Raw genomic sequence first — 16423 nt, 5'->3', positions numbered from 1 at the left:
AACCGCGTTTAGCCTCGTTTCACTAAGCTTCTTGGCACGAGTTCAATGCCAGCTTGGTAACGCTTAGCCGATGCATTCAGCGCCAAAGCAAAAGCGCTGTCGGCAATTACTTCAAACTGCTGAGGCAGTGAATGGACTTTAAAAGGCAAGAAGTCGAGCAGTCGGTTATCACCAAAGGTTGCCAGTTTTACTTGATTAATCAGCTCTGGCTTTTCAACCATCACATCCAACACACCCTCTAACAAAGTGTAAGACATAGTCACAATCGCATCAGGCACCGTGCCTTTAGCTATCCAGTCTTCAAAAACCTCGCGCCCTGATTCTCTATCAAAGTGTTCTCCATAACCCACTACCATCGGCTTGTTTTCTGCTAGCCTTGTTTGTTGAGTATGTGCTTTATTCGCCGCTTCAAAACCCAGCTGACGTTCACGTGAAATGTTCAGGTCAGGTAACGCACCGATCAAGCCAACACTATGAATGCTGTCATCGAGAATCGAGTGGGTCAGTTCAAATGCAGCCTCGAAATCTTCACTGATCACGCAAGCAAAGTGCTCATCGTCTAACGGACGGTCAATCGCAATTACTGGGGTACCTGAGTTTTGCAGTTTCAAGTAGAACTCGTTGGCGTCTGGCATTGAGCTCGCCACCAGCAAAGCATCAATACGACGACTGACCAAAGCTTCAGCGACCTTTCGCTCGGTTTCAGCGTCATCATCTGAACAGCCAATCAAAATCTGATAGCCCACTTTACGTGAGTTCTGCTCTATCAGTTTTGCTAAACGCGCATAACTGCTGTTTTCCAGATCAGGAATAATCAAACCAAATGAACGGCTATTACCAGCACGCAGCGACGAAGCAGCATGGTCTGGTCGGTAGTTATACTCTTCCACCACTGCCATCACTTTCTGCTGTGTCTTTTCACTGATTCTGTATTTCTGCGCCTTGCCATTGATCACATAACTGGCTGTCGTTTTCGATACACCGGCTAGTTTGGCAATCTCATCTAGTGTCATATGGGTGACCTGTATTTTGTGCGTAGGATCATATAACCAATCTTCTGATCCTTGGATTAGTTGAATTATATGCTGAATCGATTCAGTATAAAAGCTGAAAGGATTCAGCAAAATCTGAAAAGTGACTTCAATCATCCTTTTGAATGGATTGAGCGTCATTTGTCGTGATTCAGCTTCTTGTTGTTAACGAAACTGAAATTACGACACGCAGCAAAACTATTTTGAAAACCAAAATCGGCTTTGCTGAATTTTTTTACACTGAATGCTGAACCGATTCAGCTAATATAAAACAAAGAGTTAAGCAACAAGTTAAGCTCCATGAATCTTGCTCTAGACTGAATCGTAGCGATACACAAATTCTCAAGCGATACGCTAAAGAGGCACCATGCTTAAATTATCAAAATCTGACATCACTCTAGGCCAAACTGCCGAAGACAAATTCAAAGCTATCCAAAACATTGCTGGCGACCTAACCGCGAAAGGCTTAGTTGACTCTGGTTACGTTGAAGGAATGCTGAACCGTGAAAACCAGAACTCTACGTTCCTAGGTAACGGCATCGCGATTCCTCACGGAACGACGAATACTCGTGGCCTAGTAAAAGAGACAGGCGTTGCGGTACACCACTTCCCTGAAGGTATTGATTGGGCAGACGGCAACCGTGTTTACGTAGCAATTGGTATTGCAGCGAAATCTGACGAGCACTTAGGCATTCTTAAGCAACTAACAAAGGTTCTAGCGGCAGACGGTGTTGAAGAGAAATTAAAGCAAGCTAAATCAGAAGACGAAATCATCGCCCTACTTAACGGCGAAGTTCAGCTAGAAGCCGACCTAGACGCTTCTTTAGTTCAGCTACTGTTCCCTGCGAGCGACATGATTCAAATGTCTGCCGTTGCGGGTGGCCTACTTAAGAACACAGGTTGCACAGACAACGCATTCGTTGCTGACCTAGTAACAAAAACACCAACTCACCTAGGCCAAGGCCTGTGGTTATTGGGCAGCGACAAAGGCGTAACACGCACTGGCGTATCTTTCGTTTCAACAGCGAACCATTGTGAATACGAAGGCACACCAGTGAAAGCATTAGTCGCATTCGCAGCTTGTAACAGCGCGCACCAATCTATTCTGGCAAACCTAAGCAAGATGGTTTTCGAAGGTAAACAGCAACAACTGTTAACAGCTGACGCAGCGCAAGTGATTGGCCTTCTGAAAGGTGAAGCGGTTTCTACAGCGTCTCAAGACGATGACAACTGCGCAGTATTCAAAATCAAAAACGCACACGGCCTGCACGCTCGTCCGGGCGCAATGCTAGTCGCTGAAGCGAAGAAGTTTGAATCAACAATCCGCGTGTCAAACCTAGATGGCGACGGAAAAGAAGTGAACGCGAAGAGCTTGATGAAAGTGATCGCTCTTGGCGTTAAACACGGCCACCAGCTTCAGTTTGTTGCTGAAGGTGAAGACGCAGCACAAGCACTTGAATCGATTGGCAAAGCTATCGCTTCAGGCCTTGGCGAAGGTTAAGGAGTCGATATGTCTGATAAACAAATCAAAGCCGTTACTGTAACGCTTAACCCTGCTCTAGACCTGACAGGTGCTATCGACGCACTTAACGTGGGTTCAGTGAGCCTAGTAAACAAAGGCTCTTTGCACGCAGCGGGCAAAGGCGTAAACGTCGCAAAAGTTCTTTCAGAGCTTGGCGCGAAAGTGACCGTAACAGGTTTCCTTGGTCGCAATAACGAAGAAGCGTTCTGCCAACTGTTTGAACAGATGGGCGCAGCTGACCGCTTCATCCGTGTTGATGGCGCAACTCGCATTAACGTGAAATTGGTAGAGAATTCAGGCCAAGTAAGCGACATCAACTTCCCAGGTGTTCCTGTTGACGCTGACGCGATTAAAGCGTTCGAAGAAACCCTATTAGAACTTGCTGAAACGCACGATTACTTCGTCATTGCTGGCAGCTTGCCACAAGGCATCTCTCCTGAGCTTTGCGCTTCTTGGGTTCAACGCTTACACGATTTAGGTAAGAAGGTTCTATTTGATAGCAGCCGTGACGCACTTAAAGCCGGTATCAATGCACAACCATGGTTAATCAAACCAAACGATGAAGAGCTGTCTCAGCTGTTCAATGCAGAGCTGACAACTCGTGACCAATGCCAACACGCGGGCCAAGCCCTAAATGAAAAAGGTATTGAGAACATCGTGGTGTCACTTGGCGCAGAAGGCGTGATGTGGCTTAACCAAGGTGAATGGTTACATGCTCAACCGCCGCGTATGCAAGTAGTGAGCACAGTAGGCGCAGGCGACACCTTAGTTGCTGGCCTATGTTGGGGTCACATGCAACAGATGCCGAAACCAGAACTTATTAAATTCGCAACCGCCCTATCTGCTCTAGCAGTTTCACAGGTAGGCGTGGGCATCACCAGCCAACAAGAGCTGGATTCAGTACTACAAAATATCCAATTACAGTCGCTTAGTGCTCCAACTAGCCAGTTAGACACAAGCAAATAGGACAAAAGGTTTATTATGAATATTACCATTATCACAGCTTGCCCTAGTGGCGTAGCAAACAGCATCATCGCAGCAGGCTTGTTAGAGCAAGCGACAAAAGCACTGGGTTGGAACGCCGCTATTGAATGTCAATCAAGCGTGTTACCTGATTCAACCGTATCGCAAGACGCTATCGACAGCAGCGACGTTGTGGTTATCGCAGCCAACACCAACGTTGATAAAGCGCGCTTTGTCGACAAGAAAGTATACCAAGCGGCTATCTCTGAATGCACTGCTGATGCAAAAGCATTCCTAGAGAAAGCGGTAGCAGAAGCAACAGTATTAGACGCTTCACAAGTTGAAAGCGCTGTTGAAGTGACTGGTACGTCACCTGCTACAGGTAGCAAAAAGATCGTAGCGATTACGGCTTGCCCAACGGGTGTTGCACATACCTTTATGGCCGCTGAAGCGCTTGAAGCTGAAGGCAAACGCCTAGGTCACCAAATCAAAGTAGAAACTCGCGGCTCTGTAGGTGCAAAAAACCAACTGACAGACCAAGAAATCGCAGACGCTGACCTAGTTATCATCGCAGCAGATATCGATGTTCCTCTGGATCGTTTTAACGGCAAAGCGCTATACAAAACCACAACAAGCCCTGCTTTGAAGAAAACAAAGCAAGAGATGGAAAAAGCATTCGCAGAAGCTAAACCATACCAACACACTGCTTCTTCAAATTCAGCACCTGCTGACGAGAAGAAAGGCGTGTACAAGCACCTAATGACGGGTGTTTCTCACATGCTTCCAGTGGTAGTTGCAGGTGGTTTGATCATTGCTCTTTCTTTCGTATTCGGTATCGAAGCGTTTAAAGAAGAAGGCACGCTGGCCGCTGCACTGATGACTATCGGTGGTGGCTCTGCATTCGCTCTGATGATTCCTGTTCTTGCTGGTTTCATTGCATTCTCAATTGCTGACCGTCCGGGTCTGGCTCCAGGTCTAATCGGCGGTATGCTGGCTAGCTCAACGGGCGCAGGTTTCCTAGGTGGTATCGCAGCAGGTTTCATTGCAGGTTACGCAGCGAAATTCATTGCCGACAAGGTTCAACTTCCACAATCCATGGAAGCCCTCAAGCCAATCCTGATCATTCCGTTTATCGCGAGTTTGTTCACTGGTCTTGTGATGGTTTACATCGTGGGTGGCCCTGTTTCTGGCGTGATGAGCGCAATGACAACTTTCCTAAACAACATGGGAACGTCTAATGCGATTCTTCTGGGTGTGATTCTAGGCGCAATGATGTGTTTCGACCTTGGTGGTCCAGTAAACAAAGCAGCTTACACATTCGGTGTTGGTCTATTGGCTTCGCAAACTTACGCACCAATGGCAGCAATCATGGCAGCAGGTATGGTTCCAGCTCTAGGTATGGGCCTTGCGACTTTCCTAGTGAAAGACAAGTTTGAAGCAGGCGAGCGTGAAGCAGGTAAAGCATCATTCGTTCTTGGCCTATGTTTCATCTCTGAAGGTGCAATCCCATTCGCAGCGAAAGACCCAATGCGTGTTATCCCAGCTTGTATGGCAGGTGGTGCACTAACTGGCGCTCTTTCAATGATGTTTGGTGCTCAGCTAATGGCTCCACACGGCGGCTTGTTCGTACTACTGATTCCTGGTGCTATCTCTCCAGTTCTAATGTACCTATTGGCGATTGCAGCAGGTACAGCGGTAACAGGCTTTGGTTACGCGGCTCTTAAAAAGATGAGTGACTCTAAGGTAACTGCAGAGGCTTAATCCCCCTACTCTGGTTAACGGTTCAGCCCGATAACCAGTGGCTCTTGATAACCGGTTTCTTGGTAAAACGGCTCCTTAAAACAAAGGCTCCTCATTTGAGGAGCCTTTTTATTGTTCATGTATTTTCCGGTCGGAATGAGTTAAGTGCAATATTGGTATATTTGATTAGCTAGTAAGCGTTTCTTCAAAGACACCCAATTCACGACCAAGCCAGATCGCTCGTACTGTGTGGTCCAAAGTTTCTTCACCGCCAGTTACAGGGTGAATAAGCACCGACATATCACCGCGTTCTTGCTCAAGCCATTCAACAATGCCCGACTCTTTGTTCGCAAAGTGAATCTCAAACATTGGCATCTTATGTGGACCAACCAAACGCTGTATTAATGGGAAAACCTCTAATACATCTTTACGTTCCGCTAAAATTTTCTGACGCAGTGTTTCTGCTTGCTCTGCAAATCGCAGAGGGAAATAGATATGACCGTGGTACATGGCACCATCCTTTAGAATTATGATGCGAACAGTTTAACCTGCTTTCTCTAGCAAGGACAGTCAACCAATGGCAGCCGAAGTATTAAACATCATGTAGAAGACTGATCTAGCTGAAATTTCTAGAGCATTCCAACAAAAACGCCACACGTAGTTTCAGTGTGGCGTTTGTTTTTAAGCTATAAAATGCTTTAGCAATAATTAGCGTTAGTAAATTGAATCAACATTCAAAGGACTGTTGTTTGGTTTCTCTAGTTTTAATTGTTCAACCGCACTAAGACCTTTAGAGCTAATTCCGCCACTATAAGACTTCGTGCCATCAGCATTAGTCATGGGAGTTTCGCCCACGTTCCAAACTTCAAAGAAGTCACTTAAGTCATAGTTTGAAACATAAGAAGCGCACACCATCATTAGGTCTCCACCAGAAAGCCCAGTCTCGCTAGCACTACAATAGTTCGTATTCGAGTCGCCTTCTCTATCACCTCGAGCTTTACGGTGCATAAGTTTGAACATGTTCCAGCCTTCATCTTCACCATACACATCAGATTGGCTTGCGCCGCGTGTATACCAATCATCAATTGCAAAGTTCGATTTTGCCCAGATTTTTAGCTGACCAAACATAACTAATCGTAAACCTGCATCACCATGTGACCACGCATGTTCATTATTAAGCTCTAGCCATTTAGGTGCTTTCTTAATATCCGATTTAATACGATCCATTTCAGGGTTTGCATTGCGCCCCTCTAACTCCTGCATATACAACGCAAGAAGGTTATTGGTCACTTCTGTACTACCAGCCGCAAGGAAAGGAGCTGATGCTAAGTTGTGACCAACTTCATGCCACAACAACCAATCGTTCACAGGGTTGGTTGGAATGTATGTCCGATTTGCGTTAAAGCTTGAATTCATCACTGGGTAGCCAGAGTGAGCAGCGCCAATCGAAATCTGCACGTCATTCACAAAACGATGGCGGAACGCATTCAGTTCTGGATAAGTGAACCTACGGTGTAAACCAGTGCTTTGTTTCTCATCACGCCCGTAGAAGTCACTTGCCGCTTCAGCGAATCGATTCATATCTGTTGCGAATTGGTTCAAATCAGCGGATTCTAGATTCCTGATTGGTGTAGTGTAAATAAATGAACCCGTATCGATTTCTGCAATTGGTGCGTCTGCCGATTGAATAGTGTTAATCCACTGTCCCTCTTTCCACCAAGCCGCTTTTAACGCGCCATCAATGCTAAACGAGACTTCACCAAGCTCTTTTACTTTCGGTTGAATGTAAATAAGGCCACCATATGGAACCTTGAAAGTTAAGCTCGAACCATTGTAGTCAAAGCTGGTTTGCATACGTGGAGGGCGTTTCAAACTCGTTTCGTGATTCGGCTTACCTGTAAGATCATCCGCGATCATCACAGTAATCGTAGCTGCCACGCCATCTTGAATGGTTACTTCTTGTAATTGAGGTGCCCACAGACCTGTCGATTGATTGTTTCCTGCCGAATACGTCACCGCTTTACCGTTGGTCTGAACCATTACCGTACTTGACGAAGATGCCCCCGAAGTTCGACCCGGATACATTGTGGTATCAACAACGATTTCATGATCCCAGAATGAGCGCCCCAACATAATACGAGTCAGAGGTTTCTCCATGTAATTTAATGGATAGCTAGGATTCAACTGCCCAGATAACTCACCTTCGCCATGAATCATTCCATTAGCGACTAACGACGCTTTTAGGTCAACAGGACACTGTGCATCCATTGTGTCTGTTTGATGTAAGTCTTCTGTATAACAGTTAAGGAACTGAACAGCCTGCTTGAACCCCAACTCATCTTGTATTTCTGTTTCAAAATGGTATGCGTTGTCATTCCACATCCAAACAGACAGGTTATCAAACGCTTGATTCAATTCGCTGTTAGACAGACGCTTACCTTGAGTACCTTTTGTTCTATAGTAAATTTCATGCTCATAAAGCGCCGTAAAGTTAGTGCCCAAGTTCGCCGCTTTAACCATGCTACCAACAACAGCTTCACTTACTTCATAGCGATCAAAGTCTGCGCGATGATAAGCACCACGAACAGTAACACCGTCTCCAGAACGAGTCTCAATACAGTTAAATTCATATTCATAATCGTTTGTACAAAGATCAGTTCCAACAAATGCAGATTGCAGTTCTTTGATCGCCGCTTCACGCTCTTCTGCCGATTCAACAAAGATACGTGCGGATTTTTTCTCCATTACTGTTACACCAGACGCATCAAGCACTGGCTTCCCTTCAGCGTCTAACTTAGTAACCTCATAAGTCGGGATCTCAAACTTAATCTTGGACTCATCTTTGATCCACTCAACCGTACCATCTTGATTTACCGTGAATGGAGGCTCTCCTTGGTTATCTTGAAAACGCTCAAGAACCACCATTTCCTTTTGACTCTTCACGTGAAGATTAGGATAAGGTGCTTGGCAGTAATAAGAGCTACCGCAGAAAGCTTGGTTTGTCGGGGTAACGTTTTCACCACCAAGAGATACACCTACGGCATCTGCCAAGCGTCCAACAGGTTCAGGATTAGTCGTTTGAATCGCATCCATAAACAAGATATTGCCACCGTCATTAACATAGTTAATAAGAGCCGTAATATCGTCTTGGTTTAAGTTCGGGTTATCCAAGTCAGCAACAAACTGGTTAGTCATGCCATCTTGAACCAACTTAGGGGGATATGCCTGAAGGATCAAAATCGGCGTATTACTCGCATCCAAATCATCAAAGTCACCTGAACCACGCTTTTCTACTGACGCAAAACCATACTGAGGACTAACAAAAAACGTGTACTGCTTACCCATTGTGGAGTGGTGATAAGCCGAATAGGCTTGGTCAATATTGGTCACTGCATTCATCCCAGCAATAGGCAAACCATTATTGAACCACTCAAACAAGTTCGAGAAAAACAACCTCATGCTGCCTTGGTCATCATGTAGTAGGTTTTCAAACTTCGAAACAGTGCACTGTTGTTTGTTGCTGTCGATATGTAATGTGCGATTAGCCCAATAATTCTCTGGGCATGACAGAATACTTGGATATAAGCCATTGCCCATGAACACGACCTTACCTTTGCCTATCTCGCCTGCAGTAACGAATGGGAAACCATAAGTCGCGTTGTCTTCAGAGACTAAAGGAATCGGAGGCATCGAGATACTTGGGTGTTGTGCGATGTAAGGTTTGCCTTCACGAGTCCAAGCCTGCTTCTCACCAAAATAAAGCTGACGGTTTTTATCAGTTCTTGGCATCATCACAGGGAATGCTCTGTTCGATATGTTCAGAGCTCGCATACCACGGGTATACCCCGTCGCACCGTAAAAACTACCATTGTCATTGAAAACATGGAATGTGGTGACGTTGTGGAAGATTTGCTGCAGAGACTCCGTAACATACTGACCAGAATCCATTGATAAAACGGCAGGTTGACGAACATAATCCATAAACTGAGGCGTTTGGCGCAGCTGCTCATCGATTACTGCCGTTAACCCTTGGCTAAACTGACCAACAAACTCATTAGGAAGTTCAAAGTCTGTACCCTCTATTAATCCCCCATTTGGCAGAGTTAGGTTGATCAGTTCATTTATAACGTTAGGGTACTTTGAAAAGGTACCTTGGACTTCTTCAGATATCTCATAATGACTTACATGATCAAGCGCGTAGCGCTCTAGTAATGACTGGATATTCGCTTTCTCAACCACATTATTGGTCACATCAGACAATTTATAAGCAATCTGATTACCCGTAATGGAGCCAAACTCAAACGTATCAATACCAAAAACGATTCTGTCGCCCCACAGGTACTCAAAGATTCCCTCTTCATCCGTCACGCCCGTCGCGTTAGCCGAAAAGAAACTGATCCCAGAAATCGCTTTACCATTAGCGTCTGTAAGCTTACTGCGAGTTAACACCTTACCTTCAACACTTGGCTTATAAGCATAGGTAGACTCTGCGTCTGCAGAAACAAAACCAGCGTTAAGGTTATTGTCCGCATTAGGGTCAACCGCAGGAACAACTGTTGTGTCTACGTGTGAACTAGGAGCCTTACCTACTTCATCTGTAGACTCTTCTTCTTTCGATGAAAAGTACGCATCGACAGCATCTTGATCATCAAGTTGCGAGAACACACCTTCAATATCAAAAGCATCCAGTTCTTTTAAACAGATAGCACTTTCAGTCTCACAAACATCAATTGATTCGAGTACCTTAGTAACGTTGTCTCCATGTAATTCTGTCAACTCAAATGCCGCATGAAGCGCATCATTTGAAATCGTGCTTTCTGTAACTTCAGGGAAAGGAGCAGTGAAATCACCTAAAGTAAGGTGACCCAAGGTACAACTAAAACTCACGCCTTGTTTAACACTGAACGTTCCGTTTTCAAGATGAATGCCGTCACAGTACACATCTCCAGACACAAACGCCCCACTCGACAACAGTGAACCTATGTAAGTTGTTGGGGGGATAATATCTGTTGGCGGAAGAATATCCGTTGGTGGAACAATATCTGTCGGAGGAAGAATGTCCGTTGGTGGTACAATATCTGTTGGAGGAACCGTATCAGGGCCGTCACTATAGCTTAGTGAATCGTGATTACACCCGGAAAGAGCCGTGGATATGATAGCCAACGCAATTAAGTTTTTTTTCATTGAGCGAAGTTAGTCGTAATTTAAAGTGGACCGTTATCTTATAGATTTACTCCACCTCGATGACTATTGTTTTTTGTCTTAACCACAAAGACCATTACTCATAAGCGATTGAATAAGAAAAACAAAATGATAATTGAGACTCTCATTCCAATTACAAAACCTCTCCCTACCTTAAAACGGAAAAACGCCATATCTCGATTGAGATATGGCGTTTCAATTAGCCATTAACATTAAGACCGATAGGGTATATCTGCCAAAAACACGTTCAAAAAAGAACTAAGGCTTAAGCTTTAAAACTCGGTCAATGTCTTCTGCAGAATGGCGCTCTGGTACTTGCTCCCACTCTTCGCCAAATGAACGATTAACCACTCGGCCGCGTTGGAAACCTTCACGCGCTTCTAGCTGCTTCGCCCAGCGCACAACGTTGGTGTAAGACTCAACTTGTAGAAATTCGGCTGCGTCGTAAATTTTGCCAAGTACTAAGTTACCGTACCAAGGCCAAATCGCGATATCAGCGATGCTTAACTCGTCACCCGCCACAAATGTGTTATTTGCGAGCTGTTTGTCTAACACATCTAGTTGACGCTTAGCTTCCATTGCGAAGCGGTTAATTGGGTACTCTTGCTTTTCATCCGCGTAAGCGTAGAAGTGACCAAAACCACCACCTAGGAATGGCGCAGAACCTTGTGCCCAGAACAACCAGTTAATGGTTTGTGTTCTTGCTGCCCCTTTTTTTGGTAAGAAGTGACCAAATTTTTCTGCTAGATGCATCAAGATAGATGCCGATTCGAATACATTCACGTCTTCGTCACCAGACTTGTCGACAAGTGCTGGTATTTTGGAGTTTGGATTCACGCCAACAAAGCCAGAAGAGAACTGATCAGCCTCACCAATGTTGATCAAGTACGCATCATATTCAGCTTCTTTAACACCCGCCGCTAACAACTCTTCCAGCAAGATAGTGACTTTTTGACCGTTAGGTGTGCCAAGAGAATACAATTGAAAAGCATGGTCACCAACAGGAAGCTCTTTATCAAAGCGAGCTCCAGATTCAGGACTATTGATGTTTGCCCACTTGTTACCACCAGCAGTATCGTTAACCCAAACTTTTGGCGGAGTGTATTGTTCTGACATGATATTTCCTTATTAATATAGGGTCTCACAAACTGATATTAGGTCACATGCCTGCGGTTAAAACCCCTGAATACGATTTATTTTCAAACTGTTAAGCATGGCTTATTCCAGAAAGACATAACCCGCTTAAGCGTTAGTGTGTAGAAGGTAAGTCTGTATTCAAACTTCAATCTAATATCGATAAGTCCACTGCATCATTTAGCAATGATTTTACGAACGACATACCGACAGCTTCAAGAAAGCTGTGATAAAATCGGGATATTACAATTGATAAGGATTTGGCAATGTCTTCTGATTTCACAGGTTCGAGTGCAGCGTATGCTCGCCAAGAGAAAGGCTACCGCGAAAAAGCACTAAAACTGTACCCTTGGGTTTGTGGTAAATGTGCGCGCGAATTTGTTTACTCAAACCTCCGAGAGCTTACCGTTCACCACGTGGATCACGACCATACAAACAACCCTGAAGATGGCAGCAACTGGGAGCTACTGTGCCTGTACTGTCACGATCATGAGCATTCAAAATACACTGACCATGAGCGTTATGGTGTGGATGCAAAAGCGAGTTTAGATGATCATCAGTCAGCGACACACAACCCGTTCGCCGATCTCGCTAAGATGATGAAGAAATAACACACCTTCAGAGTAGTCTTTGGTAGATGGTAACTGCTAGATAATAGATACATAACAAGTAACCCCAGTATGTCACCATACTGGGGTTTCTTTTATCTGCCGTCATAACCAAATAATAGAGTTCAGGTAGGCAGGATCAAAAAAGCCTTCCGAAGAAGGCTTTTTAAGAATCAAATCGAATTATGCTGCCGCTTGCTTGCGAGACTCTTCTACCTTCTTAGCGCGTTGTTTTAGCGTCAATTTATCGCGGTATGCAAACCAAACGTAAGACACAACCACTAAGAAGAACAGGTATGACAATGAGAAAATGAACGGCGATTGAATGATATCGTTCGAGATACCCCAAGAAACACCGATAACAGTCACTGCAATTTTCGCAAAAAAGCCACACATCAATAGCACTAATGCCAACTGTGGGAAACGCGTACTGCGGAATGCAAGCCAGTAGCAACTACCAACTGCTAGAGCCGCAACATAGAAGCCGAATAGGAAAGAGTGAATATGGTCAGCTGCCGCTACACCACCAGAAATTGACATCAATAAAATTAAAAACAGTTTCATAATACTCGCCTCACCATAAGTTGGAAACGCATCCTTTCAAATTTGGAATCTCAGTTTGCATACTATTTTCCCACTTTTTACGGACAACACAACCCCTCCAATCGAACAAAATGTAAGCAAAAGTACTAACAAAAATCACCCTTAACAATTGCTTAACATTCTGTTTTTAATAAAACTCCGTTACTCCTTGTCTCATATGAACAAAGCGCTGTTACGATTTATTTTGTTACACAAATTTAACCTTGGAAATTAATTAAAATTATTTGTAACTCTGTGATATCCGCACGCAATACGCGTCTATTCAAAAACCATCACCTCAAAATCCCTGAAATAATAAGAAGACAGAGCGAAAAAGAACAAAATAGAGAGGTGTTAAAAACATTTCAAAAACCAATGAAAAACAACTTATTAACAAATTGAATTTAATTTACCAAAAATGGAAAAAGAGATTCCAATCACATTTTAATTGGTTATAATCCGCGCTCTTTTGCGCTATCTGTTGATAAACGCAAACTAATTTTGAAGAAACAATCACAATAACCCGTCTTTAGTTAAGTGGCTCTCCACTAACCGATGACAAAACTGAGAATAAAAATGAGCAAGATTGATAAAGCAACACGTATCCTGCTAGCAGGCTTCTGTATCAACCTTTGTCTTGGCATCCTGTATGCTTGGAGTGTATTTAACAAAGCGCTAGTAACTGAAGCTGGTTGGAGTGCTGCTGAAGCATCTTCACCTTACGCTATTGCAACTATCACATTCTCTGTTTGTCTTCTTGTTGCGGGCATCCTACAAGACCGTATGGGTCCACGTAAGATCCTTATCCTAGGTACAGCGCTTACAGGCCTAGGTATGATTGCTTCTGGTTTCGCTACAACGCCTATGATGCTGAACATCACGTTCGGTATTATAACAGGTGCAGGTATCGGCTTCGGTTACGCATGTCTGTCTCCATCAGCAATGAAGTGGTTCCACTCTTCTAAGAAAGGTATGGTTAACGGTCTTATCGCAGCAGGCTTCGGTCTTGCGGCTATTTACCTAGCACCAGTAACTTCTGCGCTAATCGACAGCATGGGTATCCAAACTAGCTTTATGATTCTTGGTGTTGGTGTACTTGCAATCGCAGTACCTCTAGCAGCAACAATCAACAACCCACCAGCGGATTACACGCCAGCTGAGCCTAAAGTAAAAGCAGGCCAAGCTCCTAAAGCGGTTAAGAAGACTGAAGACCTAACTTGGAAAGTAATGCTGAAGACTCCTCAGTTCTACTCTCTATGGATCATGTACGCATTCGCTGCATCTGTTGGTCTAATGATCATCGGTAACATCACTACAATTGCTAGCGTTCAAGCTAACCTGCCAAACGCAGTTTACCTAGCGTCTATCCTTGCAGTATTCAACTCAGGCGGCCGTGTTGCTGCGGGTATGCTTGCAGATAAAATCGGTGGCGTACGTACTCTACTTCTAGCGTTCATCCTTCAAGGCGCGAACATGGCTCTATTCGCTACGTTCAACTCTGAATTCACGCTAATCATTGGTACGGCTATCGCAGCGGTTGGTTACGGTACGCTTCTAGCAGTATTCCCAACACTAACTGCTGAGTTCTACGGCCTGAAAAACTACGGTACTAACTACGGCGTGCTTTACACGGCATGGGGTATCGGCGGCGCTATCGGTGCAGCAGTTGTTGGCTTCTCAATGTCAAACGGCGAAGGTTACGGCCTAGCTTACACAATCTCTGCAGTTATGATGGCAGTGTGTATTGTTCTAGCAATCATCACTAAACCAATCTCTGAAGCTAAAGTTGCTGAACTAAAAGCATCACAAGCTTAATCAACAGAAAAGATTGAATTTGTTACTGAAGAGCTTAACCTTAGGGTTAGGCTCTTTTTGTATCAAGCGACTTCTCCATTGACGACCGAAACCACTCTTCAGCTCTCCCCCACTTATTATCTCGACAACTTCAATCGACTGGTTGAACACGCTCAAACGCTCTACCCCGATCTTCTGAGTGATGATGAATGTCGTTGGTTGTCCGCATACAAACGTCTTTCTGTTTCAAGCCAATGCCTAATGGTCCGTTTGCTTTCTCGTAAAGGCCGTTGGTTTCGCAGCGATAAACTCAACTATGTTGAGATCCCAGATCTAAAGACCGTACTGCAAGAGCTAAACAGCTCAGGCTTCATTGGGTTGAGTCATCCCGAAGAACAGCATGACCTCGCCATTAGTGAGGTCGAGCTCGGGTTGCACTTGCTCACCAAACCAGAGCTGTTGAGTGTATTCCCCGCCCTTAAGAGCCATAGAAATGCCAAGAAAGACGAGCTGTTGTTACGGCTTGATCAGCAACCTTTTGATCAATTTCAAAACCTCTCTTTCGACTGTATTTACGTCATCGAATCTCAAGTGATTGATGTATTACTGTTGCTGTTCTTTGCCAACACCTATCAAGACTTAAGTCAGTTCGTGTTAAGCGACCTTGGGCTAAACACCTTTGAGAACTACCCATTAAGCAAGCAACGCCGCTTCTTCACCTCTAGGGATCAGCTCAATCAATTAATCCAGATGCGCGATATTCAACGCTTGTATTCAGAAGGTGACCGCAAAGATGGCGAGTTTCTGGAACTGCTTTTAAATGCGATTCCTGAAGAATCAGAACACAGAAGTATTGCCAGAAAACGATCGCGTTTGATCAATGATATTGCTCGCGATCTTGAAAGGCTTAATCTAAACGACCAAGCTATCTTTTGGTTCAGACAATCTACACTTCCTCCGAGCAGAGAACGACTTGCACGCATCTATGATAAGCAAGGTACGCTAGACTTAATGTGTGACATTGTCACGCAAATGAAAGCTACTCCATCGGATGTGTCAGAGTTGGAAATCGCTATTAAGCTTGAAGACCGACTGCTACGGAAACAGGGGCACAAAGTTTCACGAACCATAAAGCCGAGCTGCAAAGAGTTAAAACTGGAATTAGACCTCAGCCAAACTCGAGTCGAGCTTGCGGTAAAGCAGCATTTTGAGAACCAAGGTTGGGACGTCTACTTTTCAGAAAACAGTTTTCTGTGTGGCTTGTTTGGTTTGGCTTTCTGGGATGTCATTTTCGCAGACGTTGAAGGCGCCTTTATCAATCGTTACCAACATCGACCATTGGATCTGTACCATTCAGATTTCGTAGACAAGCGAGCCGAACAGATTGAAGCCGTGTTTCAAACGATATCCAAACATGGGCTGAACCATTTTCTTGATACTTACGATGAAAAGCAAGGTATCGCGAACCCCTTTGTTCATTGGAATTATTTTCCTAAAGCACTCATCGAACACGGCATGGATTCAATTCCAAATGCCTTGGTTGTAGACCTCTTCAAAGTGATATTGAGTGACTTAAAGCTATTTAGAACTGGGATGCCGGATTTGATTGCGTTCAAGGGCGATGAGTTTCATTGGATTGAAGTCAAAGGCCCTGGCGATAAACTGCAAGACAACCAGTGGCGCTGGATCAAAGAGTTTGAGCGATTGTCTGTCCCCTTCTCTGTTTGTTACGTCAATCAATGAGTCTTAGCTCTTAACTCTTAACTCTTAACTCTTAACTGCTAGCTTTTAGCTCTTGGGACTTAAATCTAGCTAAGTCTAAACACCAATTTCTGAGCACTAGCGAG

General features: G+C 44.4%; 11 protein-coding genes. 6 read left to right on the top strand and 5 right to left on the bottom strand.

All coding sequences use genetic code 11. From position 1 onward, the window contains the following. Positions 1–8: 8 nt before the first annotated feature. Entirely contained in the window at positions 9–1013 is a 1005-nt protein-coding gene (cra, locus tag AB4274_RS08290; RefSeq protein ID WP_017067037.1) for a catabolite repressor/activator, read from the bottom strand. 385 nt (positions 1014–1398) lie between these two features. On the opposite strand from cra, the gene fruB reads away from it, so the two are divergent. The 3 genes from fruB to fruA are packed head-to-tail and all read left to right on the top strand — an operon-like array spanning position 1399 to position 5277. Next, on the top strand, positions 1399–2532 hold the full coding sequence (gene fruB / locus AB4274_RS08285; RefSeq protein WP_372111652.1) for a fused PTS fructose transporter subunit IIA/HPr protein: 1134 nt from the start codon (positions 1399–1401) through the stop codon (positions 2530–2532). A gap of 9 nt (positions 2533–2541) precedes the next feature. Further along, positions 2542–3519: a 1-phosphofructokinase gene (gene pfkB / locus AB4274_RS08280; protein WP_065584602.1), complete on the top strand. Its 978-nt coding sequence runs from the start codon at positions 2542–2544 to the stop codon at positions 3517–3519. A 15-nt stretch (positions 3520–3534) separates the two neighbouring features. Continuing rightward, positions 3535–5277, top strand: a complete 1743-nt coding sequence (gene fruA / locus AB4274_RS08275) for a PTS fructose transporter subunit IIBC (protein ID WP_372111650.1) — start codon at positions 3535–3537, stop codon at positions 5275–5277. Positions 5278–5442: 165 nt separating this feature from the next. Here the strand turns inward: fruA and AB4274_RS08270 are convergent, their stop codons facing one another. From AB4274_RS08270 to yghU, 3 genes are all read right to left on the bottom strand, one after another. Continuing rightward, positions 5443–5766: a DOPA 4,5-dioxygenase family protein gene (locus AB4274_RS08270; protein ID WP_017060873.1), complete on the bottom strand. Its 324-nt coding sequence runs from the start codon at positions 5764–5766 to the stop codon at positions 5443–5445. A gap of 204 nt (positions 5767–5970) precedes the next feature. Next, on the bottom strand, positions 5971–10440 hold the full coding sequence (locus AB4274_RS08265; RefSeq protein ID WP_372111647.1) for an SslE/AcfD family lipoprotein zinc metalloprotease: 4470 nt from the start codon (positions 10438–10440) through the stop codon (positions 5971–5973). Positions 10441–10716: 276 nt separating this feature from the next. Continuing rightward, on the bottom strand, positions 10717–11574 hold the full coding sequence (gene yghU, locus AB4274_RS08260) for a glutathione-dependent disulfide-bond oxidoreductase (protein ID WP_372111645.1): 858 nt from the start codon (positions 11572–11574) through the stop codon (positions 10717–10719). Positions 11575–11858: 284 nt separating this feature from the next. Between yghU and AB4274_RS08255 the strand changes: the two genes are divergently transcribed. Beyond that, positions 11859–12203, top strand: coding sequence for a YajD family HNH nuclease (locus AB4274_RS08255; protein WP_017060876.1), 345 nt, complete (start codon positions 11859–11861; stop codon positions 12201–12203). Between the two features lie 180 nt (positions 12204–12383). On the opposite strand, the gene AB4274_RS08250 is transcribed toward AB4274_RS08255, so the two are convergent. Continuing rightward, a complete protein-coding gene (locus tag AB4274_RS08250; RefSeq protein WP_017064770.1) occupies positions 12384–12764 on the bottom strand; it encodes a hypothetical protein in 381 nt (126 codons plus the stop codon). Between the two features lie 594 nt (positions 12765–13358). Between AB4274_RS08250 and AB4274_RS08245 the strand changes: the two genes are divergently transcribed. Both AB4274_RS08245 and AB4274_RS08240 read left to right on the top strand, forming a co-directional pair. Then, complete coding sequence (locus AB4274_RS08245) at positions 13359–14597, top strand: OFA family MFS transporter (RefSeq protein WP_017067032.1); 1239 nt, start codon at positions 13359–13361, stop codon at positions 14595–14597. A gap of 57 nt (positions 14598–14654) precedes the next feature. Further along, on the top strand, positions 14655–16319 hold the full coding sequence (locus tag AB4274_RS08240) for a VRR-NUC domain-containing protein (protein ID WP_372111642.1): 1665 nt from the start codon (positions 14655–14657) through the stop codon (positions 16317–16319). Positions 16320–16423 lie beyond the last annotated feature (104 nt).

Source organism: Vibrio sp. 10N.261.55.A10 (assembly GCF_041470825.1).
Lineage (GTDB): Bacteria > Pseudomonadota > Gammaproteobacteria > Enterobacterales > Vibrionaceae > Vibrio > Vibrio crassostreae_C.
The sequence above is the reverse complement of the archived record's forward strand: the minus strand, read 5'-3'. Positions and strand labels throughout refer to the sequence as shown.

Excerpts from the sequence above, each read along its gene's own strand:
- cra (WP_017067037.1), bottom strand. The coding sequence starts at position 1,013 with ATGACACTAGATGAGATTGCCAAACTAGCCGGTGTATCGAAAACGACA.
- fruB (WP_372111652.1), top strand. The coding sequence starts at position 1,399 with ATGCTTAAATTATCAAAATCTGACATCACTCTAGGCCAAACTGCCGAA.
- pfkB (WP_065584602.1), top strand. The coding sequence starts at position 2,542 with ATGTCTGATAAACAAATCAAAGCCGTTACTGTAACGCTTAACCCTGCT.
- fruA (WP_372111650.1), top strand. The coding sequence starts at position 3,535 with ATGAATATTACCATTATCACAGCTTGCCCTAGTGGCGTAGCAAACAGC.
- AB4274_RS08270 (WP_017060873.1), bottom strand. The coding sequence starts at position 5,766 with ATGTACCACGGTCATATCTATTTCCCTCTGCGATTTGCAGAGCAAGCA.
- AB4274_RS08265 (WP_372111647.1), bottom strand. The coding sequence starts at position 10,440 with ATGAAAAAAAACTTAATTGCGTTGGCTATCATATCCACGGCTCTTTCC.
- yghU (WP_372111645.1), bottom strand. The coding sequence starts at position 11,574 with ATGTCAGAACAATACACTCCGCCAAAAGTTTGGGTTAACGATACTGCT.
- AB4274_RS08255 (WP_017060876.1), top strand. The coding sequence starts at position 11,859 with ATGTCTTCTGATTTCACAGGTTCGAGTGCAGCGTATGCTCGCCAAGAG.
- AB4274_RS08250 (WP_017064770.1), bottom strand. The coding sequence starts at position 12,764 with ATGAAACTGTTTTTAATTTTATTGATGTCAATTTCTGGTGGTGTAGCG.
- AB4274_RS08245 (WP_017067032.1), top strand. The coding sequence starts at position 13,359 with ATGAGCAAGATTGATAAAGCAACACGTATCCTGCTAGCAGGCTTCTGT.